The organism is Variovorax terrae (assembly GCF_022809125.1).
GTDB lineage: Bacteria > Pseudomonadota > Gammaproteobacteria > Burkholderiales > Burkholderiaceae_C > Variovorax_A > Variovorax_A terrae.
The window spans coordinates 2626372-2647676 of sequence record NZ_JALGBI010000001.1; the positions used below are offsets into that span (position 1 = coordinate 2626372).

The following is a 21305-nucleotide window of genomic DNA, read 5'->3' on the forward strand; positions in this document are numbered from 1 at the left end:
CGCCTGGCCCTTTTTTCACATGACCTACCAGACCCTGATCTCCGCCACCGACCTCGCGCAGGCCCTGCACGGCCCCGAGGCTGCCCGCCCCCTGGTGCTCGACTGCAGCTTCGAGCTGGCCGACCTCTCGGCCGGGCGCCGCGCGCATGACGCCGGCCACATTCCCGGCGCGCGCTACGTGCACCTGGAAGACCAGCTCAGCGCGCCCAGGACCGGGCGCAACGGCCGCCACCCGCTGCCCAGCCGCGAGGACTTCGCCCGCACCCTGGCCGCACTGGGAGCCGGCGACGACACCCAGATCGTCATCTACGACAACGCCGGCGGCATGTACGCCGCGCGCCTGTGGTGGATGCTGCGCTGGGCCGGCCACGCCGCCGCGGCCGTGCTCGACGGTGGCCTGCCGGCCTGGAAGGCGGCCGGCCAGCCGGTCAGCACCGACGAAACGCCTGCAGCGCCAGCCGCCGGCCGCTTCAGCCTGCGGCCGGCGCTGGTCACCACGGCCAGCTACGGCGAGGTGCGCGCCAACCTCGACACCGGCGCACGCCTGGTGCTGGACGCGCGCGCGCCCGACCGCTTCCGCGGCGAGAACGAAACGCTGGACCCGATCGGCGGCCACATTCCCGGCGCGCGCAACCGGCTGTTCCGCGACAACCTGGACGCCGACGGCCGCTTCAAATCCCCCGCCCAACTGCTCGGCGAGTTCCAGGCCCTCACCGGCGGCAGGCCGCCGGCCGAACTCATCAGCCAGTGCGGCTCGGGCGTGACGGCCTGCCACAACCTGCTGGCCCTGGAGATCGCGGGCCTTCGCGGCGCAGTGCTCTACCCCGGCTCATGGAGCGAATGGAGCGCCCAGCCCGGCGCGCCCATCGCCACCGGCCCGCAGGCCTGACGCTCTCACCCCAACACCGGAGACCTTCGATGATGCGCAAACGCGACCTGTTCCGCCACGGCGCGGCCTTGCTGACCACCTGCCTCGGCCTGCTGGCAGGCGCCGCGCACGCGGCCTACCCGGAGCAGCCGGTCCGGCTGGTGGTGGGCTTCCCGCCCGGCGGCGGCGGCGACCTGTACGGCCGCACCCTCGCCAGCGCGCTGGGCAAGCACCTCGGCCAGACCATGATCGTGGACAACAAGGCCGGTGCCGGCGGCAACATCGCCGCGGAGACCGTGGCGCGCGCCCGGCCCGACGGCTACACCCTGATCCTCGCCATGAGCGGCAACCTGGGCAGCGCGCCGGCCATCCGTCCCAGCCTGCCCTACAAGGTGCCCGAGGACTTCGTGCCCATCGCCCAGCTCGTGGAGACGCCGTTCGGCCTGATGGTCGGCAGCAACTCGAAGATCAAGACGGTGCAGGAATACGTCGCGGCGGCCAAGGGCGGCAAGCTCACCTATGCCTCCACCGGCACCGGCGGCGCGGCACAGATCGTGATGGAGATGGTCAAGCAGCAGGCCGGCCTCGACATCCTGCACATCCCCTACAAGGGCTCGGGCCCGGCGCTCAACGATCTGTACGGCGGGCTGGTCGACAGCTTCTTCGCGCCCTACACCCCGCTCATGGGCCAGATCGTTGGCGGCAAGCTGCGCCTGCTGGCCGTGAGCACGGCCAAACGCGTGGCGGCCATGCCCAACGTGCCCACGCTCAAGGAGTCGGGCATCGACGTGGTGATGACGCAGTGGTACGGCCTGGCCGCGCCCGCGGGCACGCCCAAGGACGTGGTGGACACGCTCTCGCGCGCGGTCAAGGCCGCCTTGCAGGACCCCGAGCTGATCAAGGTCTACCGCGCCGACGGCGCGCAGGAATCCACGCTGGCCGGCGATGCGTTCCGCAGCTTCATCGTGAAGGACATCGCCAACTACAAGCGCGCCGTCGAACGCGGCAACCTGAAAGCAGAATAGCGAGACCGCCGCTGGATCGCCCCGCCCAGACCCCCGTGATGTGAACACCATGCCGCCCACCGATACGCCCAGCCTCGCCATGAAGCCCCACAGCGCCCACTGGGGCGTGTTCTCCGCGGCCTGGGACGGCCAGCGCCTCACGGTGCAGCCGCACCCGGGCGACCCCGACCCGAACCCGCTGCTGCAGAACTTTCCCGATGCGCTGCGGCACCGCGTGCGCGTGACCACGCCCATGGTGCGGCGCGGCTGGCTGGAGCGCGGCCCCGGGCCCGACGCCACTCGCGGCTGCGACGACTACGTGCCCCTGCCCTGGCCCGAGGCGCTCGACCTCGTGGCGCGGGAGCTGCGCCGCGTGGAGCAGGCGCATGGCATCGGCGCGATCTTCGGCGGCTCCTACGGCTGGTCGAGCGCGGGGCGCTTCCACCACGCGCAAAGCCAGGTGCACCGCTTCCTCAACACCGCCCTGGGCGGCTACGTGCGCTCGGTCAACAGCTACAGCGCGGGCGCCTCGGCCGTCATCCTGCCGCACATCCTGGGCAGCATGGACGAAGTGGCGCGCCGCAACGTGACCTGGGAGCAGATCGTCGAGCACAGCGACGTGGTGCTGGCCTTCGGCGGCATGGCGCTGCGCAACTCGCGCGTGGCCTCGGGCGGCATCAGCCGCCACATCGAGCGCGAATCGATGCGCCAGGCGGCCGAGCGCGGCTGCCGCTTCGTCAACATCAGCCCGCTGCGCCCCGACCTGCCCGAGGAAGCGCGCGCCGAGTGGCTGGCCGCGCGCCCCGGCACCGACACCGCCCTCATGCTGGGCCTGGTGCACACGCTGGTGAGCGAAGGCCGGCACGACCGCGACTTCATCGCGCGCTACTGCGACGGCTGGGATACCTTCGAGGACTACCTGCTCGGCCGCAGCGACGGCACGCCCAAGAGCGCCGCCTGGGCATCGGCCCTTTGCGGCCTGCCCGAGCGCCGCATCGCCGAGCTCGCGCGCGAACTGCACGGCAAGCGCGTGCTGGTGGTGGTGGCCCATTCGCTGCAGCGCGCCGAGCATGGCGAGCAGCCGGTGTGGATGGGCGCCGTGCTGGCCGCCGCCCTGGGCCAGCTCGGCCTGCCCGGCGGCGGCTACAACTACGCGCTGGGCACGCTGGCCCACTACGGCAAGCGCCTGAACGCCGTGCCCAGCGCCGCGCTGCCGCAGGGCACCAATGCCGTGAAGGAGTTCATCCCGGTGGCGCGCATTGCCGACATGCTGCTGCACCCGGGCGAGCCCTTCGACTACAACGGCCAGCGCCGCAGCTACCCGCACGTGCGCCTGGCCTACTGGGCCGGCGGCAACCCGTTCCACCACCACCAGGACCTGAACCGCCTGCGCGAGGCCTTCCGCCGCCTGGACACGCTGATCGTGCACGAGATCGCCTGGACCGCCACCGCGCGCCATGCCGACATCGTTCTGCCCTGCACCATGACGCTGGAGCGCGAGGACATCGGCGCCACGCCAACCGACCCGCTGATGGTGGCGATGCACCGCATCGCCGAGCCGCACGGGTTGAGCCGCGACGACTACGACATCTTCGCCGACCTGGCCGAGCGCCTGGGACAACGCGATGCGTTCACCGAAGGCCGCGACACCCGCGGCTGGCTGCGCCACCTGTACGAGAAGACCCGCGCCGCACTCGAGGCGCGCGGCGACGAGGCGCCCGACTTCGACACCTTCTGGGCGCGCGGCGAGCTGCGCCTGCCGCAGCGGCCCGACGACGGCGGCATCCTGCGCGCCTTCCGCGACGACCCGGCGGGCCAGCCGCTGCCCACGCCCAGCGGCAAGGTGCAGATCAGCTCGCCCACCGTGGCCGGCTTCGGCTACGCCGACTGCCCGGGCCACCCGGCCTGGCTGCCCAAGCAAGACGTGCCCGACGCGCGCCACCCGCTGTTCCTGATTGCCAATCAGCCGGCCACGCGGCTGCACAGCCAGCTCGACTTCGGTGGCCACAGCACGGCCAGCAAGCGCCAGGGCCGCGAAGTCTGCCGCCTGCACCCGGCCGATGCCGCCGCGCGCGGCATCGCCGACGGCGACATCGTGCGCCTGTTCAACGACCGCGGCGCCTGCCTGGCTTCAGTGCGCGTGACCGACGAGCTGATGCCCGGCGTGGTGCAGTTGCCCACCGGCGCCTGGTACGACCCGCAGGACCCCGCCGCCGAGCGGCCGCTGTGCGTGCACGGCAACCCCAACGTGCTCACGCGCGACCACGGCACCTCGTCGCTGGCGCAAGGCTGCAGCGGCCAGTTGACGGCCGTGCAGGCCGAGCGCTTCGACGGCCCGCTGCCGGCCATCCGCGCCTACGAGCCGCCGTCGCCAGTCTCGCGCTCCGACGTCTAACCGCTGCTGCCTTGTGATGCTCGCGGCCCGGCCTTGGCGGCAGCAGGCAAACCGGGTTCCGGGCTACCAATCCTGGACCGAGCCGTCGACGCCGATTCGCATGTTCGGCACGATGTCGGTGGCGGGGAGCCGCATCAAGGCCTCGTCGTTGAACTCGATGCCGATGCCGGGCCCCTCGGGCACTTCAAGATAGCCGCCAACCAGGCGCAGCGGCGCCTTCACGAGGTCACGCTTCGGGTAGTCGGACTCACCCGTGTACTCCTGCAGTGCGAAGTTCGGGATGCAGGCATCGAGCTGCACGCAGGCGGCCGTTGACACAGGCGACAAGGGGTTGTGGGGAATCACCTTGACGTGGCGGGCCTCCGCGAGCGCAGCCGCTTTCTTGCTGCCGCTCAGGCCCATGCACAGGCACAGGTCCGGGCGGATAAAGTCGCAGCCTCCGCTGGCCAGCAGTTCCTGGAACTGGAAGATGGAGGTGAGCCGCTCGCCCGTGGCGATCGGCAAGCGGCACCGGGCCTGGAGCTCGCCCATCAGGGCCGGGCTGTCCGGAAGCATCGGGTCTTCGTAGAAATAGGGATGAAAGGGCTCCAGCCGCGCGGCCAGGGCAACGGACTCGGCGGGATTCATCTGGCGATGGAGTTCGATGCACAGGTCGACATCGCCGGCGAGGGCCTCGTGAACGGCCCCGACGCGCTGCACTGCGTCGGACGCCCAGGACTCGAAGGATTGGTGCAGGTGGTAGTCCGCAGAAAAGGGCGAGAAGCGGATGGCCGTGAAGCCCGCGGCTTTTTTCTGCAGCGCATCGCTCACCAGATCGTCGAGCGAGTCGCCATGTGCGTGGATGTAGCAACGCACCCGGTCCCGCGTCTTGCCCCCCATCAGTTCGTAGACGGGCACGCCCAGGCGCTTGCCCTTGATGTCCCACAGCGCAATGTCGATGGCCGAGATGGCGCCCGAGATCAGCGCGCCCATGAAATGGGAGCTCCGCTGGAGCAACTGCGCGTGGTGCTCGATAAGGGAGGGATCTTTGCCCTTCAGATAGGGCTCCATGGCGTGCAGCGTGGCCTGCGTCGGGCCAGGCCACCCATGCACACCGGCTTCGCCGATGCCGACCGTTCCGTCTTCGCACCAGATGCGCAGCAGGCACCAGCGGTCGACACGGAAGGTCTCTATTTTTTCAATGCGCGTAGCTTTCATTTGTTGAGTTCACTCGGGCTTGACGCCCGCGTCGAGGATGATCTTGCTCCATCGAGCCGCTTCGGATTTCTGGAATGCCGCGAACTGCCCGGGCGTGTCGGACGACAGCGCGCCCATGCCCATCGCTTCGAACTTGGCGTGCACGTCGGGCTGCCTGCGCGCCTTCTGCCACTCGGCATTGAGCCGCTGGATGGCCTGCGCGGGCGCATGTCTGGGCGCGTAGAGACCGATCCATCCGGTGGAGTGAAAACCCTTCACGCCGGCTTCGGCAACGGTGGGCACGTCCGGCAACGGGGCGAGGCGGGTGTCGCCGGTCACGCCCAGCAGGCGCAGCTTTCCGCTCTTGACGTGAGGCTCCACCAGGTTGTAGCCCGTGAACATCATCTGCACCTGCCCGCCGAGCAGATCGGTCAGGGCCTGGCCGTCTCCCTTGTAGGGCACGTGGGTCAGCCGGGTGCCCGTCATGCTGGCGAACAGCTCGCCCGACAGGTGTGAATTCGTGCCTTGCCCGCCGGACCCGAAGGACAGCTCGCCGGGCTTCTGTTTGGCCAGTGCGATCAACTCGGCAACGCTGCGCGCAGGCACCTGGGCATTGACGACCAGCACCACGGGCCCGCCTGCCAGGAGCGCAATGGGGGCGAAATCGCGCTCCGGCACGAAGTTCAACTGCTTGTACAGATAGGGCGCGACGATCATCACCGTGGGCGCGGTGATCAGCAAGGTGTAGCCGTCCGCAGCGGACTTGGCCACATAGTCGGCCGCCAGGGTTCCACCCGCTCCCGGCCGGTTGTCCACGAAGAAGCTCTGCCCGGTGGCTTGCGTCATCTTCTGCGCGAAGATGCGCGCGAAATAGTCGGCAGCACCGCCCGCGTTGACGCCGACCACCACCTTCACCGGCTTGCTGGGGTAGTCGGCTGCCTGCGCCCAGGCGGCCGGGCCGGTTGCCAGGACGGCGGCGGCGCCAGGCATCAGCTTGAAGAGCTTTCTTCGGTTCATCTTCTTGTCTCCGTGCGTTGTCTCGATGGGAGCGATCTTCATCGTACGAGTGATAGAGAACAAATAGAATATCGGCTCCTCCTATTTGAATCTTCTATACCGTGGCCGTGTCAGCCTCCGTTCTCGCTTCGCGGCTTGTGGTGCGGGCGCGCTTGCGCCATCTTCAGGTGCTCGTGAAAGTGGCGGAGTTGGGGAGCGTCAAGCGGGCTGCGGAAGCCATCGGGCTCACGCAGCCCTCCACGACCCAGGCGCTCGCGGATCTGGAACAACTGCTCGAGTGCACGCTGTTCGACAGGCATGCGCGAGGCATGCATCCGACGCCCATCGCCCTCGCGGTTCTGCCGCTCGCGCGCAGGATGCTCGACGCGCTCAACGACTGCGCGGAGGCGGTGGTGGCCTTCTCGGCCGAGGGCCGCAGCCTGGTGCGCATCGCGGCCCTGTCTGGCGCCGTGACGGGCATCCTGGCCAAGGCCTTGCCGGTCTTCAGCCAGCAGCACCCGGACATCCTGCTGCAGATTCAGGAAGCAGACATCGAACAGATCGGCGCCTTGATGGCGGGCGGCGGCCTCGACATGGTCTTCTGCCGGCAACCCCCTGTTGCCACGGAGGGCTGGCGCTTCGAGCCGCTGCTCGACGATGAGTTCGTGGTCATCGCCGCGCCACACCATCCGCTTGCCGGCAGGAAGCGGCTGACCTTCAAGGCGCTACGCGACGAAATCTGGCTGACCTCGCCCGTTGCATCTGCGCCGCGCCGGACCCTCGACCAGTGGAGCGCCGCGCAAGGCATCGAGCCCAGGCAGCGCCTGATTAGCACCCGCTCGATGGCTATCGTGTGGGCGGCCCTCGTGCACGAGCGATGCGTGTGCCTCGTGCCCCTCAGCATCGCCAGCCAGTTGCTGGACGCGGGGCAACTGGTGCGGCTGAACATAGCCGTGCCTTATGCGTTCGAGCCGATAGGAATGATGACGCCGATCGATTCATCAGGCTTGGCGACGCAGAAACTTCAGGCGTTCCTGCTGAGTTTCGAGAAGGCTAGGTGACGGGACGACGCTCCCATCCAGCGGGACGACGGTGGCGGGCGCAACACGCCGGGCATGAACAGGCAAGGCTCGCGCCTGTTGGCCGCAACCATTTGCTACTTATTTGATAGCAAACAATGACCACTGCACCTGGACATCCGGCTTAAATCATCCAAAATTCACCTCTAACGGGCCTCGCATCGACGCACGCGGGCACAATGCCATTCTTGAACGCGGCCCTCGCTGCCGCCCTCACCCCTGCAACGTGAACGAAGCCGACACCATGAAACTTGCCACCTGGAACGTCAACTCCCTGGCCGTGCGCCTGCCCCAAGTGCTGGACTGGCTGGCCGCCAACCCGGTGGACGCGCTGTGCCTGCAGGAGCTCAAGCTCACCGATGACAAGTTCCCGCAGGCCGAGCTCGAGGCCGCGGGCTACCACAGTGCCGTGTTCGGCCAGAAGACTTACAACGGCGTCGCCATCCTGAGCCGCACCCCGGCGCGCGACGTGGTGAAGAACATCACGGGCTTTGCCGACGATCAGTCGCGCGTGATCACCGCCACGCTGGACACGCCCGAGGGCGCGCTGCGCGTGGTCAACGGCTACTTCGTCAACGGCCAGGAGCCGGGCAGCGAGAAGTTCGCCTACAAGATGCGCTGGCTCGATGCCTTGCGCGAACAGGTACGCGCGGAGTTGGCCGTGCATCCGCGGCTGGTGCTGCTGGGCGACTTCAACGTCGCGCCCGAGGACCGCGACTCCTACGATCCCGAGGGCCTGCGCGAGACCATCCACCACACGACGGCCGAGCGCGACCACTTCAAGGCGCTGCTGGGCCTGGGCCTGACCGATGCCTTCCGCCTGTTCGAGCAGCCCGAGAAAAGCTACTCGTGGTGGGACTACCGTATGCTCGGCTTCCAGAAGAACCGAGGCCTGCGCATCGACCACATCCTGGTGAGCGAGGCGCTCAAGCCCGGGGTGAAGTCCTGCACCGTGGATCGCGCGCCGCGCAAGAACAAGCAGCCCAGCGACCACGCGCCGGTGATCGTGGAGCTGTGAGCCCGCGGCCGTGAATCGGCGGGCGCTCTCTACTCCAGACCCAGTTCCTGAATTTTGCGCGTAATGGTGTTGCGCCCGATGCCGAGCTTTTGAGCGGCCTCGATGCGCCGCCCCCGCGTGTTGGCCAGCGCGGTCAGGATCAGCTTGGACTCGAAACGGCGGGTCAGTTCGTCCCACACGTCGTGCCGGCCCGTGGCCAGCAGGGCCAGCGCCTCGGCCTCGAGCCCTGATTCCCAGCTGCCCGCGCCGGGTGCCGGCACGGCGTTCGCTGTCGGCGCCGGCAGCGCGTCGCCCGCCGCATCCGCCTCCAGCGCCTTGACCGCGGGCTTCGCGGCCAGCTCGGCCAGGCGCGGCGCGGCCTCGGCGCCGGGTGCGGCCAATGTTCGCAAGGCCGGGGCATCGCCGGTGGTGCCGGCCACCTCGGGCGGCAGGTCCTTGGGCTCGATCACTTGCGCCGGCGCCATCACGGTCAGCCAGTGGCAGATGTTTTCGAGCTGCCGCACATTGCCCGGGAAACCAAAGGCGCCGAGCAAGGCCAGCGCAGCATCGGAAATGCGCTTGGGCTCCACACCGAGCTGCTTGGCGCTTTGCTGCAGGAAGTGGCGCGTGAGCATGGGCACGTCTTCCCTGCGCTCGCGCAGCGCCGGCAGGCGCAGGCGGATCACGTTGAGGCGGTGGAACAGGTCTTCGCGGAACACGCCTTCCTTGACGCGCTGCTCCAGGTCCTGGTGCGTGGCGGCGATCACGCGCACATGGGCCTTGACGGCGTTGTGGCCGCCCACGCGGTAGAAGTGGCCGTCGCTGAGCACGCGCAGCAGGCGCGTCTGCAAATCGAACGGCATGTCGCCGATCTCATCAAGGAACAGCGTGCCGCCCTCGGCCTGCTCGAAGCGGCCGCGGCGCATGGTCTGCGCGCCAGTGAAGGCGCCGCGCTCGTGGCCGAACAACTCGCTCTCCAGCAGGTCCTTGGGGATGGCCGCGGTGTTGATCGCCACGAAGGGCCCGCTGGCGCGCGGCGAATGCTTGTGCAGCGCGCGCGCCACCAGCTCCTTGCCCGAACCCGATTCGCCGGTGATCATCACCGTGACGTTGCTCTGCGAGAGGCGCCCGATGGCGCGGAACACGTCCTGCATCGCCGGGGCCTGGCCCAGCATCTCGGGCGCGGCAGCCATGCGCTCCTCGGCCACTTCCTCGCGCTGGCTCTCTTCCACCGCACGGCGGATCAGCTCCACCGCCTTGGGCAGGTCAAATGGCTTGGGCAGGTATTCGAACGCGCCGCCCTGGAAAGCCGAGACGGCGCTGTCGAGGTCGGAGAACGCGGTCATGATGATGACGGGCAGGCCCGGCAGCTTCTCCTTGACCTTGTCCAGCAGCTCCAGCCCCGAGCCGCCCGGCATGCGGATGTCGCTCACCAGGACCTGCGGGCCGTCCTCGTCCGTGGCGTCTTCGAGCGCCTGCAGCACTTCACGCGGGTTGGTGAAGCTGCGCGTGGGCAGTTCTTCGCGGAGCAGGGCCTTCTCCAGCACGAAGCGGATGGATTGGTCGTCGTCTACTATCCAGATCGGCTTCATGTGTTTTAGTCACCTTGGTATCGAACTCAATCAGTCAGGGCAGCGGAATCAGTATCTTGAAATCCGTCCGGCCCGCCACGCTTTCGCACTCGATCAAGCCATGGTGCTGCTGCACGAAGGTTTGCGCCAACGTCAGCCCCAGCCCTGAGCCGCCTTCCCGGCCCGACACCAGCGGGTAGAAGATGCGGTCTTTGATCGAGTCCGGCACGCCGGGCCCGTTGTCGATGACATGCAATTCCAATGCCAGTCGATAGCGCTGCTTACCGAATGTCACCTGCCGGGCGATCCGCGTGCGGAACACCAGTTGCGCATCGCCCGCCGCGATGCGTTCGGCCAGGGCCTGGCAGGCGTTGTGGGCGATGTTGAGCACGGCCTGGATCAGCTGCTCGCGGTCGCCGCGGAACTCGGGAATCGAAATGTCGTATTCACGAACCACCTTCAGCCCGCGTGGAAACTCGGCCAGGATCAGCGAGCGCACCCGCTCGCAGACCTCGTGGATGTTGACGTCGCCCACCACGTGCGGGCGGCGGTGCGGCGCCAGCAGCCGGTCGACCAGCGTCTGCAGCCGGTCGGCCTCGTGGATGATGACCTGGGTGTACTCGGTCAGGTCCCTGGAGTCAATCTCCATCTGCAGCAGCTGCGCCGCGCCGCGGATGCCGCCCAGCGGGTTCTTGATCTCGTGCGCGAGGTTGCGGATCAGCTCCTTGTTGGCCTGGGCCTGGTCGATCAGGCGCTCCTCTCGGTCCTGCTTGGCCTGGGCTTCGAGCGGCAGCAGCTCCACGATGATCTCGCCCGGCCGCTCGGTCTGCGCCACGATCACATGCACGGGCAGCGGATCGTGGTTCAGGCGCTTGAGCCAAGCGTCGTAGCGCAGCGCGGCGAACTCATTGCTGCCCGCGCCTTCGAGCGCGTTCTGCAGGATCTGCGGTTCGGTGAAGCAGTCGGGCAGTTGCGAGCCTTCGATGGTGCGGCGCGAGGTGCCCAGGGCGTCTTCGAGTGCCGAGTTGGCGAACAGCACCGAGCCATCGCTGCGCACCACGGCGACCAGCGTGGCCAGGAGATCGAACGGTTGAAAGTACGCGGGCGGGGAAGTGGGCTTGTTCAAGCCACTTATTTTGACGCAGGAACGCGGCCCAGCTCGCGCTTGATGCCCGCGATGTCGCTTTCGTTGCGGGCGATGCTGGCCTTGAGCTCGGCCACGCGGTCCAGGTACTTCTGGTAGTTGCGCCCCTCGGCACCCTGCTTCTCGGGCTCGCCGTCGTTGTATTCCTTGAGCAGCTCGGCCTGGCGGGCCTCGGCCTTCTTGAGTTCGGCCTCGAGGATGGCGCGGGCTTCGGAATCGCGCGCGCGCTGGTCGGCCGAATCCACGCGCGGCCCGGCCGCCGCCGGCGCCGCGGCCACGCGCACCTGCCCGGCCGGCACGCGCGTGCCCTGCACCACGGTGACGTTGCCGCCTTCCACCACCTTGCAGCCGCGGGACTGGGCCTCGGCGGCATTGTTGGTGTATTCATTGCCGCAGCGGTAGATGCGGTCCTGGCTGTGACTGCCTGCTGTGAAAAATGCAGCAAGCACGGGAATCAATAACGCGTATCTCATGCTCTTCTCCTCGCATTGCAAAAAATGCAGGGACGGTCTGCCAGTATCGCGCTTTTCCTTAGAAATACAAAATAACCCTTTGATTCAAAAAGAAAAAGGACGGCATATGCCGTCCTTTTCATGCCACAGGCAACGCGCCGGATTACAGCGAGTAGTACATGTCGAATTCCACCGGGTGGGTCGCCATGCGGAAGCGCGTGACCTCCTGCATCTTGAGCTCGATGTAGGCGTCGATCATGGTGTCGGTGAACACGCCGCCCTTGGTCAGGAAGCTGCGGCCCTTGTCCAAGTAGTCCAGCGCCTGATCGAGGCTGTGGCACACGGTCGGCACCTTCGCGTCTTCCTCGGGCGGCAGGTGGTACAGGTCCTTGGTGGCGGCTTCGCCCGGGTGGATCTTGTTTTCCACGCCGTCCAGGCCGGCCATCATCAGCGCCGAGAAGCACAGGTACGGGTTGGCCAGCGGATCGGGGAAGCGCGCCTCGATGCGGCGGCCCTTCGGGTTGGCCACATACGGGATGCGGATCGAGGCCGAGCGGTTCTTGGCCGAGTAGGCCAGCTTCACCGGGGCTTCGTAGCCGGGCACCAGGCGCTTGTAGCTGTTGGTGCCGGGGTTGGTGATGGCATTCAGCGCGCGCGCGTGCTTGATGATGCCGCCGATGTAGTACAGCGCGAAATCGCTCAGGCCGGCATAGCCGTCACCGGCGAACAGGTTCTTGCCGTCCTTCCAGATCGACTGGTGCACGTGCATGCCGGAGCCGTTGTCGCCCACGATGGGCTTGGGCATGAAGGTCGCGGTCTTGCCGTAGGCGTGGGCGACGTTCTGCACCACGTACTTGAGCAGCAGGGTCCAGTCGGCGCGCTGCACCAGCGTGCTGAACTTGGTGCCGATCTCGTTCTGGCCGGCGCCCGCCACTTCGTGGTGGAACACCTCGACCGGGATGCCCAGCGATTCGAGGATCAGCGACATCTCGGCGCGCATGTCCTGCGTGCTGTCGACCGGGGGCACGGGGAAGTAGCCGCCCTTGACGGTGGGGCGGTGGCCCTTGTTGCCGCCTTCGAGCTTCTTACCGGTGTTCCACGGGGCTTCGTATTCGTCGATCTTGTAGAACGAGCCCGACATGTCGTTGGCCCAGCGCACGTCGTCGAAGATGAAGAATTCGGGTTCCGGGCCGAAGAAGGCGGTATCGCCCAGGCCGGAGGCCTTGAGGTAGGCTTCGGCGCGCTTGGCGATGGAACGCGGGTCGCGGTCATAGGCCTTGCCGTCGCCGGGTTCGAGCACGTCGCAGGTCAGGAACAGCGTGGTTTCTTCGAAGAAGGGATCGATGTTGGCCGTGTTCGGGTCCGGCATGAGCAGCATGTCGGAGGCTTCGATGCCCTTCCAGCCGGCAACGGACGAACCGTCAAACGCATGGCCCGACGAGAACTTGTCTTCGTCGAAGTGGGAAACGGGCACGGTCACGTGCTGTTCCTTGCCACGGGTATCGGTGAAGCGGAAGTCGACAAACTTGACTTCGTTTTCCTTCACCAGTTTCATCACGTCTGCGACGGTCTTGGCCATCAGGTTCTCCTGGTTGGATGGTTGCTGAAAATTTGCGGATGCGCCTGGGAATGCAGTTTTTGTGCCAAAGCTGGTGCATTCCCCCGGCTCGCGAAACCAGCCATTGTGCCTTGATGCGACCCTGGTTTTCGCATGGGATCGTGCTAAAAAGCCCGCATTTGAGACCCATTTTGGTGCATTTCGCCAACGCACCTTCAAGGTGCGTTTTTATGAGCGCACCAATTCGGGGCCAAGCCTGGCCTTGAAGCCGTGCAGGCCCGCCAGCAGCGCCGGATAGGCCTGCTCGACCAGGCCCGGCTCGCCCTTGACGCCCAGCTCGATGTGCCGCCCGTAGGTCGGGTGGTCCACGCTGGGCAGGCTGAACACCTTGACCCCGGCGTGGATGCGCTCGATGTCCTCCATCAGCGGCGTCAGGGTGGCCTCCATGGCGCCGAACACGATCACCGACTTCTCGATCCAGGCCGCGTGCTGGAACAGGTGCGCGTAGTGGTGGTCGAGCACCCATTCGATCATGGGCCAGGCCATCACCGGGAAGCCCGGCGCGAAATGCACCGCCCCGCCCGCCGCGCCGGCGCAGGAAAAACCGGGAATCTTGTTGTAGGGATTGGGAATGATCTGCGCGCCCTGCGGGAACACGCCCATGTTGAGGCGGTGGACGTTGTCGGCGCGGTCGGGCTCGTAGGCAATGCCTTGCTCGCGCGCGGTGTCCTGCATGCGCTCGCGGATCAGCGCCTCGGCCTGCGGGTGCAGCTGCAGCGGCACGCCCAGCGCCGCCGCGGCGCACTGGCGCGTGTGGTCGTCGGGCGTGGCGCCGATGCCGCCGGTGGAGAACACCACGTCGCCCGAGGCAAAGGCGCGCGCCAGCGTGGCGGTGATGCGCGCGGGCGAATCGCCCACGTACTCGGCCCAGGCCAGCGACAGCCCGCGCGCGTTGAGCAGCTCGATCACCTTGGGCAGGTGCTTGTCGGCGCGCTTGCCGGAAAGGATTTCGTCGCCGACGATGATGAGCCCGAAGCTGGGCGCGGGCGGATGTTGGGGTGCGTTCATGGTGGCCAGGGTGAAATACCGCTAGAAAGGCGCGTCGGCGCCGATCCGCGGAACAGGGTTGTCGCCCGCCGGCTGAGCGGCGGGCAACGACAGCGGCGGCGCGGCCTCTTCGGGCGCCGCGGCGGCACGGCTTCTGCGCAACTCTTCCAGGGCTGCCAGGCAGTAGTGCGCAAACCAGAGCGAGGAGAACGCGAACACCAGCGTGTAGATCCAGATCGCCACCGGCACCAGGATCACGAAGGCCGCCGCGAACAGCGCGCCCGAGGCCCAGACGATGCTGGGCGCGGCGCCAAGGTAGCCGGTGAGGATGCCGATGCCCAGCAGCCAGCCGCGGTGGCTACGGAAGATCTCGCGGCGCTCCTCCTTGCTGGCATGGTCGGCCAGCGCATCGAAGGTCATCACGCGGTAGGTCAGCCAGCCCCAGATCAGCGGCGGCAGCACCAGGATCAGCGGCGGCACCAGCCACAGCGGCACCGAGACCACCAGCGCGATCGCCGCCAGCAGCGTGGAGCCGAGCGACCAGAAGATGCTGACCAGCAGCGAGCCGCCCTTCTTGCGCTCCAACGCCGGGAAGCGGCGCTCGGCCACCATCGACACCAGCGCGGGCGTCATCATCACCGCCACCACCAGCAGCGACAGCAGCACGATCGCCGGCGTCACCACGAAGATGACGATCAACGGCGCCACCACGGTCTTGAGGTTGCCGGCGCCGATGCCCTGCAGCCAGCTCCACAGATTGTTGAGCAGCGAGTAGGAGTCGAGCGCGCCGCGCACCCATTCGAGCGTCGCGTCCCAATAGAAGTAGCCCAGGCCCAGCGACAGCGCCACCATCAGCACCAGCGGCAGAAACGACAGGGCGATCACGCGCGGGTGCAGGCAGTAAGCCACGGCGCGCCAGAAAGAATCGAGGAGCAGGCTCATGCGCCAAGCATAACCGGGACGCCGCCGTCAGGCGCGGCCCAGCAGGCGCTTGAGCCCCAGCCACTGCTGCGCCCAGAAGCCGCGCCCGTAGTCGCGCCCCTGCTCCACCTGGTCGCGCACGCCGGTGGGCTCGTAGCGCAGCTCGAAGTCGGCGGTGCGAAACAGCATGTCCCACCAGGGCAGCAGCACGCCGAAGTTGCGGCCCCCCAGCGTGTCGCGGCCGGCCGACTCATGCCCGATGCCGATCGCATGGTGCATGCGGTGAAAGCGCGGGCTGATCCACAGCCGCTCGCCGATGCGGCCGAACCACAGCCGCAGGTTGGCGTGCTGCAGGCTCTCGCTGAGCTGGGTGAAGGCCACGATGGCGATGAACTGGCCCGGTGCGACGCCGATGAGCTGCGCCACCACCACGATGAGGCTGTCGCGGATCAGGTCGTCCAGCAGGTGGTTGCGGTTGTCGCTCCACATCGTCATCTGGCGCTGCGAATGGTGCAGCGAGTGCAGGCTCCACCACCAGTTGAACTGGTGCTGGCCGCGGTGGATCCAGTAGTCGACGAAATCGAACACGACCAGGTAGATCGCGAAGCTCACCACCGCATGGTCGGTCACGCCGGGCCACAGCGCGTCGATCTGGAAGGTGGTCAGGCCCTGCATGCGCAGCCAGCCGAACAGGTCGTCGAACAGCGGCGCGACGCCCAGGAACAGCGCCACGCGGAACAGGCCCAGCCGGTGGATCAGGGTGTAGAGGATGTCGGTGCGGATGGCGGCGCGGTCGGTCACCGGCTCCACCGGCCGCCAGCGCTGCAGCGGGCCGATCAGCACCAGCAGCACTGCGATCTGCAGCACGCCCACCAGCAGCCAGCCGGTGGCGTCGTAGGCGTCCTCCAGCCGCCCGCCCAGCCCGAGCGCGAAGGCCGCCGGCTGCAGCAGGGTCTCGAACAGCCACTGCTGCACGGCGGAGAAGGTGTCGGCCAGCCAGTCCATCATGTCGGAGTCATCCGGGTCGCGCGGCGATCCAGGCCCGGTAGCCGGGATGCTCGCGCAGGGTTTGGAAGCAGAAGCCCCGCTCCTTCAGGCCCACGATCAGCGGCTCCAGCACGGCCGGCGCCCACGGGTCCTTGCGCGACCAGATGCCCAGGTGGGCCAGCAGGATGTCGCCGGGCCGGATGTCGCGCAGCGCTTTCCTGAGCAGCGCGTCATTGGGATAGGTCTCGCTGGGCAGCTCGTCGCCCAGGAAGCCGGCCGGCGACCAGCCCACGTGCGCGTAGCCGCAGCTTCTGGCCGCCGCCAGCAGCGCGGGCGAGGTCTTGCCGCCGGGCGCGCGGAACAACGGTAGCGGCTTCCTGCCGGTGATCTGCTGCAGGCGCTCGGCCGAGCGGCCGATCTCCTCGCAGTACTGCTTCGCGTCCCAGGTCAGCTCCCGCCCCTCCTCCGGACCGGCCGAGGGCCGGATGCGAAAGCGCGGCACCGCCCCTGGAACGTCGGCGCGCCAGTAGGCGTGGTCCCAGGTGTGCGAGGCGAATTCATGGCCTTCGGCGGCGCGCGCCTTCCACCACGGCGCCCAGTGCTCACCCAGGCTGCCGTCGCCGGTCTTGGTGCGTTCGTTGGCGGCGAAGAAGGTCACGCGGACATTCTGCCGACGCAGGATGTCGGCAATCAGCGGCGCCACCTCCATGTGGCCGGTGTCGAACGTGAGGTAGACCGGTTTTTCGCAGGCATTTGCGGCCGATGTCCAGGCGGGCTGGACGCCGGCCGCTACGAAAACGATAGCAGCCAACAGCGGGCGCCGGCGCTCAGCGCGGCGCGTGGTCGAGGGTCCAGACTCCATGCGGCGATTTTCCGACCTTGACCTGACGGATGACCTGGCGCGTCTGGGTGTCGATCACGCTGAGCTTGCGGGCCCAGCGCGAGGTCACGAGGATCAGCCGGCCGTCGGCCGACACGTCCATGCAGTCGGGCCCGCCGGGCGCGGGGTAGCTGGCCACGGCCTCCAGCGCCTGCAGGTCGATCTTGCTGATGGTGTTGGCCACGCGGTTGCTCACGTAGACGTGGCGCTTGTCGCCGGCGGCGCGAAAGGCGTGGGCGCCGTCGCCGGTGGCGATGATCTTGGTGCGGCGCGGCTCCTTGCCCGTCACGTCGTAGACCTCGACGCCGTTGCCGCCGGTCAGGGCCAGCAGCAGGTGGCGGTCGTCGGCGGTGCCGAACACGTCGGCCGGCGTGGCGCCGGTCTTGACGCGCCACTTGAGGGTCTGCGTCGGCAGGTCCACCGCCACCAGCTCGTCGCTGTCCTGCATCGAGAGGTAGGCCGTGGTGCTCTTGCTGTCGATCCAGACGTGGCTGGGCGTCTTGCTGGACGCGATGCGCTTGGCCAGCGTGAGGTCCTTGCCGTCCCAGCGGTAGAGGTCGATGTGGTTGAGCCGGTTGCCCGCGATCACCAGCCACTTCATGTCGGGCGAAAAGCGCAGCTGGTAGGGGTCGGGGATGCCGCGCACGGTGCGCTGGACTTCGGCGGTGCGCGGGTCGATGAAGGTCAGCGAATCGCCCAGCGCGTTGGCGATGATCAGCGACTTCTCGTCCGGCGTCAGGTACAGGTGGTGCGGCTCCTTGCCGGTGGGGATGCGCTTGATCTCCTTCCAGGCCACCGGGTCGATCACGCTCACGTTCGCGTCGAGCGAATTGAGGACGAACACCGGGGTGGTCTGGGCCCGGGCGGCCCAGGGGGCGGCGGCAGCGAGCGAGACGGTCAGAAAGGCGGCAAGGCGAACAAAAGACTTCACAAAACACCACTTTGGGGGCAACCATGAAGTGTAGCCGCCCCGCCGCAGCGGCCCGGTCTCATCCCGTAACATCCCGGCATGGAATTGATCAATGTCAATGGCGTGCGGCTCGAAGTCCAGCGCCTGGAGGGCTCCAGCGCCCACTCGCCGCTCGTCTTCCTGCATGAAGGCCTGGGCTCGGTGGCCATGTGGAAGGACTGGCCGGCCGAGGTCTGCGCCGCCACCGGGCGCGCCGGCGTGGTCTATTCGCGCCGCGGCTACGGCGGCTCCGACCCGGTGCCCGACGTGCGCGGCACGGGCCGCCTGGCGCCCGACTACATGCACCGCGAAGCCTGGGAGGTGCTGCCCGCGCTGCTGCAGGCCCTGGCCATCGAGCGCCCGGTGCTGCTGGGCCATTCCGACGGCGGCAGCATCGCCCTGCTGCACGCCAGCCGGCACGCGGTGGCGGCCTGCCTCGCGATGGCGCCGCACGTGATCGTGGAAGAGCTCTCGGTGCGCTCGATCGCCGAAGCCCGCACCGCCTTCGAAAGCGGTGGCCTGCGCGAGCGCCTGGCGCGCTACCACGCCGACGTGGACGGCGCGTTCTGGCAATGGAACGACATCTGGCTGAGCGAGGCCTTCCGCAGCTTCGACATCCGCCCCGACTGCCGGCGCATCGATGCGCCGGTGCTGGCGATCCAGGGCCTGGACGACCCCTATGGCACGCTGGCGCAGATTGAGCAGATCGCCCCCACGCGCGGCAGCGTCACGCTGGAAACCCTGGCGCAGTGCGGCCATTCGCCGCACCGCGACCAGGCGGCACGGGTGACGCAGCGCATCGCCGGTTTTCTGCAGACGCAGGATTGAGGGGCAAAGGCGTCAGTCCGCCTCGGAAAAGGTCTGCACGCGGCAGACCCGGAGCCGCACTTCAGGCGACCAGAAATCGAACGGCAGCCCGGCCTGGACCTTGAGGCGGGCCAGGAAGGCGCGCGGCGAAGGCAACTGCTCCCAAGCCTTCGGCGGCAGCAGGCCGGCGTGCAGCCGGCCCTCGTGCAGGCATTCGAGGATCACGCCGTCCCGGCCTGGTTCGAGCTGCCACAGCGCATGCGATTCGTTGGCGAAGTGCAGCAACCGGGGCTCGCCCAGCACCGACACCGTGACCACCAGCCCCGGCGCCTCGGCCGCCGTCACGGCGGTGAAGCGCGCATCGTTCTGCGCCGCGGCCGCCACATTGGCGCGCACGTCCTCCGCCAGCGGGCGGATGGCCCGCAGGCTGCCGGCACAGCCGCGCGGCCGGCCGTCCTGCGTGAGCGTCACATAAGCCGCGCCCGCCGACTGAAAGCTCTTGGTGCCCGGGCTCGGCTCCCTGGGTGCGCCCGTTGCCTCGTGCAGGCCGGCCCGCGCGAGCTGCACCAGCGCGAGCCCCTGCTCCAGCGTGATTTCGGGCTCCAATGGCTCGGAGGTCCGTGTCCCGTGGTCATCAGTTGCTATGAATTCCATAGCATCCAGTGGGCGGAAGACGACGCCCTCGCCGTCCGGCCCGGACAGCTCGCAGCGCAGGCCCCGCGCGGCAGCCACCTGCCGCAGGGCCTGCAGCGGCACGGCCTCCGGCGCCTGCCGGCCGCCCTCGGCGCCGCGCGGCGGTGGCAAGGGGGCGCTGACCACGATCAGCGTCTGCGCCCCGTCCCACAGGCGGTCCAGCACCTGCGCCACCTCGTGCGGCGCGGCCTCGCCCACCAAGAGCGGCAGCAGGTCGAACTCGCCCAGCACCGATTGCAGCAACGGCAAGTGCATGCCCAGATCGTGCCCGCCCGCATACGCCTCGGGCCGCACGGCCACGAAAGGCAGGCCGGCCAGCACGTCGGCCGCCAGCGTGTCGGCCGGCACCGCGCCCAGCGGCGACACGCAGGCGCCCGGCCCCGCCAGCGCCACGCCCCGGAAGGCAGCCGGCTGCGCCGCGCTGCCGAGCAGCACCACGCGGCGGATCCGCCACGCCGGCAGCCGCGCCGATGAGCGCAGCCGCGCATAGGCCGGCCCGGCTGCGCGGCTCGCTGCCGCGTCGGCGATGGGCGGCACCACCAGCGCCTTGGGCGGCCGCGAGCGCAGCAGCGCCTCGTCCGCGGCCGGCAGCCCCGCGTCGAGCAGTGCCCTCAGGCGAGCCGGGTCTGCTTCCAAAAACGTAGCACCCGAGGTCCACGCGCTGCGGACCTTGAGCAGTTTTTCCTCGAATTCGCGGGAGGCGGCGCCGGCCGGCGGCGCCAGGCAGGCCAGGTAGTCGGCGCGGCGGCGGGCGGCCTCGATGCGCCCCAGCACGAACTGGCTGCGGGCCAGATTGCCCTGGATCGCGGTGTCGCCCGGCGCTCCGGCGGCGGCTTTCTCGAACAGCGCCAGCGCCACGCCCGCGAGGCCATCGTCGAAGGCGGCGCAGCCCGCCAGGTTGAGCGCGCCGGGATGGTCGGGCGCCACGCGCAGCACGCGGTGCACCAGCTGCCGCGCGGCCGCCTTGTCGCCGGTTTTCCAGCCCGCGGCCGCCTGCGCCAGGGCCTGGTCCACCGGGAAAGCAGAGGTCATCCAGAAATCTTAGCGAGGTCCTCCGCGCTCAACCAGCACCACTGGCCCGGCAGCAGCGCTGGCGGTAACACGAGCGCGCCGATCTGCGAGCGATGCAGCGCCTCCACGCGGTTGCCCACGGCCGCCAGCATGCGCTTGACCTGGTGGTATTTCCCCTCTGTGAGCGTGAGCCGCAGGTGGTGCTCGCCCACGGCCTCGCAGGCAGCGGCGCGCACCGGTTTCGGGTCGTCGTCGAGCACCACGCCTTGCAACAACTTTTGCACTTGCGCTTCGTCGATCGGGTGCTTGGCGGTCACCTCGTAGACCTTGGGCACATGGTGCCGGGGCGAGCTCATGCGGTGGATGAACTTGCCGTCGTCGGTGAGCAGCAGCAGGCCGGTGGTGTCCTGATCGAGCCTGCCCACAGCCTGCACGCCCTGCACCGGGCCTTTTTGCGGGCGCTGGCGCAGCGGCGCGGGCAGCAGCGTGTAGATGCTCGGGTAGGTGGACGGCTTTTGCGAGCACTCGGTGCCCGCGGGCTTGTGCAGCATCAGGTAGGCGCGCTCGTGGTACGGCCACTCGACGCCCTGCACGCGAAAGCGCAGGCCGGCAGCCTCGACCTCCATCGCGGCATCGGTCACGGCGCCATCATCGAGGCTCACGAAGCCTTGCTGGATCAGCCCCGCGCAGACGCGCCGCGTGCCGAAGCCCTGGGAATAGAGAATGTCCTGGAGTTGCATGGGAGCGAGTATCGCAAAGCGGGCAGCGGC

At 68.5% G+C, this 21305-nt stretch carries 19 protein-coding genes; 6 read left to right on the forward strand and 13 right to left on the reverse strand.

Translation table 11 applies throughout. The annotated features are described in order from the left end of the window. The first annotated feature begins 19 nt into the window (after positions 1–19). Genes MMF98_RS12365 through MMF98_RS12375 form a run of 3 tightly spaced genes read left to right on the forward strand, consistent with a single transcriptional unit; the run spans position 20 to position 4267 of the window. Positions 20–889 carry a sulfurtransferase gene (locus tag MMF98_RS12365; RefSeq protein ID WP_243306573.1) on the forward strand — a complete coding sequence of 290 codons (870 nt, stop codon included), beginning with the start codon at positions 20–22 and terminating at the stop codon, positions 887–889. A gap of 29 nt (positions 890–918) precedes the next feature. Then, complete coding sequence (locus tag MMF98_RS12370; RefSeq protein ID WP_243306574.1) at positions 919–1893, forward strand: Bug family tripartite tricarboxylate transporter substrate binding protein; 975 nt, start codon at positions 919–921, stop codon at positions 1891–1893. Positions 1894–1942: 49 nt separating this feature from the next. Continuing rightward, positions 1943–4267, forward strand: a complete 2325-nt coding sequence (locus tag MMF98_RS12375) for a molybdopterin guanine dinucleotide-containing S/N-oxide reductase (RefSeq protein ID WP_243306575.1) — start codon at positions 1943–1945, stop codon at positions 4265–4267. A gap of 63 nt (positions 4268–4330) precedes the next feature. Here the strand turns inward: MMF98_RS12375 and MMF98_RS12380 are convergent, their stop codons facing one another. Both MMF98_RS12380 and MMF98_RS12385 read right to left on the reverse strand, forming a co-directional pair. After that, the gene (locus tag MMF98_RS12380; protein WP_243306576.1) at positions 4331–5464 is read right to left on the reverse strand and encodes a mandelate racemase/muconate lactonizing enzyme family protein; all 1134 of its coding nucleotides are present in this window, start codon (positions 5462–5464) and stop codon (positions 4331–4333) included. A gap of 9 nt (positions 5465–5473) precedes the next feature. Further along, complete coding sequence (locus tag MMF98_RS12385; protein WP_243306577.1) at positions 5474–6460, reverse strand: Bug family tripartite tricarboxylate transporter substrate binding protein; 987 nt, start codon at positions 6458–6460, stop codon at positions 5474–5476. A gap of 107 nt (positions 6461–6567) precedes the next feature. On the opposite strand from MMF98_RS12385, the gene MMF98_RS12390 reads away from it, so the two are divergent. Together MMF98_RS12390 and xth are read left to right on the forward strand one after the other, a co-directional pair. Then, on the forward strand, positions 6568–7500 hold the full coding sequence (locus tag MMF98_RS12390) for a LysR family transcriptional regulator (protein WP_243306578.1): 933 nt from the start codon (positions 6568–6570) through the stop codon (positions 7498–7500). 262 nt (positions 7501–7762) lie between these two features. Continuing rightward, complete coding sequence (gene xth, locus MMF98_RS12395) at positions 7763–8536, forward strand: exodeoxyribonuclease III (protein WP_243306579.1); 774 nt, start codon at positions 7763–7765, stop codon at positions 8534–8536. Positions 8537–8565: 29 nt separating this feature from the next. Here the strand turns inward: xth and ntrC are convergent, their stop codons facing one another. The 9 genes from ntrC to MMF98_RS12440 all read right to left on the reverse strand — a co-directional run bounded on the left by ntrC (position 8566) and on the right by MMF98_RS12440 (position 18006). Beyond that, entirely contained in the window at positions 8566–10107 is a 1542-nt protein-coding gene (gene ntrC / locus MMF98_RS12400; RefSeq protein ID WP_243306580.1) for a nitrogen regulation protein NR(I), read from the reverse strand. A 34-nt stretch (positions 10108–10141) separates the two neighbouring features. Next, positions 10142–11221, reverse strand: a complete 1080-nt coding sequence (glnL, locus tag MMF98_RS12405; RefSeq protein ID WP_423837621.1) for a nitrogen regulation protein NR(II) — start codon at positions 11219–11221, stop codon at positions 10142–10144. After that, a complete protein-coding gene (locus MMF98_RS12410; protein ID WP_243306582.1) occupies positions 11218–11703 on the reverse strand; it encodes a hypothetical protein in 486 nt (161 codons plus the stop codon). Before MMF98_RS12410 ends, glnL begins: the two co-directional genes overlap by 4 nt. Positions 11704–11845: 142 nt before the next feature. After that, positions 11846–13261 (reverse strand): type I glutamate--ammonia ligase, encoded by a 1416-nt coding sequence (gene glnA / locus MMF98_RS12415; protein WP_243306583.1) that lies wholly within the window; start codon positions 13259–13261, stop codon positions 11846–11848. A gap of 207 nt (positions 13262–13468) precedes the next feature. Further along, entirely contained in the window at positions 13469–14308 is an 840-nt protein-coding gene (locus MMF98_RS12420; protein WP_243306584.1) for a competence/damage-inducible protein A, read from the reverse strand. 21 nt (positions 14309–14329) lie between these two features. Beyond that, positions 14330–15229, reverse strand: a complete 900-nt coding sequence (locus MMF98_RS12425) for an EI24 domain-containing protein (RefSeq protein WP_243306585.1) — start codon at positions 15227–15229, stop codon at positions 14330–14332. A gap of 27 nt (positions 15230–15256) precedes the next feature. After that, the gene (locus tag MMF98_RS12430) at positions 15257–16216 is read right to left on the reverse strand and encodes a sterol desaturase family protein (protein WP_243306586.1); all 960 of its coding nucleotides are present in this window, start codon (positions 16214–16216) and stop codon (positions 15257–15259) included. Positions 16217–16223: 7 nt separating this feature from the next. After that, positions 16224–17057, reverse strand: coding sequence for a polysaccharide deacetylase family protein (locus tag MMF98_RS12435; RefSeq protein ID WP_243306587.1), 834 nt, complete (start codon positions 17055–17057; stop codon positions 16224–16226). Continuing rightward, positions 17023–18006 carry a YncE family protein gene (locus MMF98_RS12440; protein ID WP_423837598.1) on the reverse strand — a complete coding sequence of 328 codons (984 nt, stop codon included), beginning with the start codon at positions 18004–18006 and terminating at the stop codon, positions 17023–17025. Before MMF98_RS12440 ends, MMF98_RS12435 begins: the two co-directional genes overlap by 35 nt. A gap of 78 nt (positions 18007–18084) precedes the next feature. On the opposite strand from MMF98_RS12440, the gene MMF98_RS12445 reads away from it, so the two are divergent. Next, positions 18085–18852 (forward strand): alpha/beta fold hydrolase, encoded by a 768-nt coding sequence (locus MMF98_RS12445; protein ID WP_243306588.1) that lies wholly within the window; start codon positions 18085–18087, stop codon positions 18850–18852. A gap of 12 nt (positions 18853–18864) precedes the next feature. Here MMF98_RS12445 and amrA read toward each other — a convergent pair whose 3' ends face one another. Together amrA and MMF98_RS12455 are read right to left on the reverse strand one after the other, a co-directional pair. Beyond that, positions 18865–20556 (reverse strand): AmmeMemoRadiSam system protein A, encoded by a 1692-nt coding sequence (gene amrA, locus MMF98_RS12450; protein WP_243306589.1) that lies wholly within the window; start codon positions 20554–20556, stop codon positions 18865–18867. Beyond that, positions 20553–21275, reverse strand: a complete 723-nt coding sequence (locus MMF98_RS12455; RefSeq protein ID WP_243306590.1) for a pseudouridine synthase — start codon at positions 21273–21275, stop codon at positions 20553–20555. Before MMF98_RS12455 ends, amrA begins: the two co-directional genes overlap by 4 nt. Positions 21276–21305: the final 30 nt, after the last annotated feature.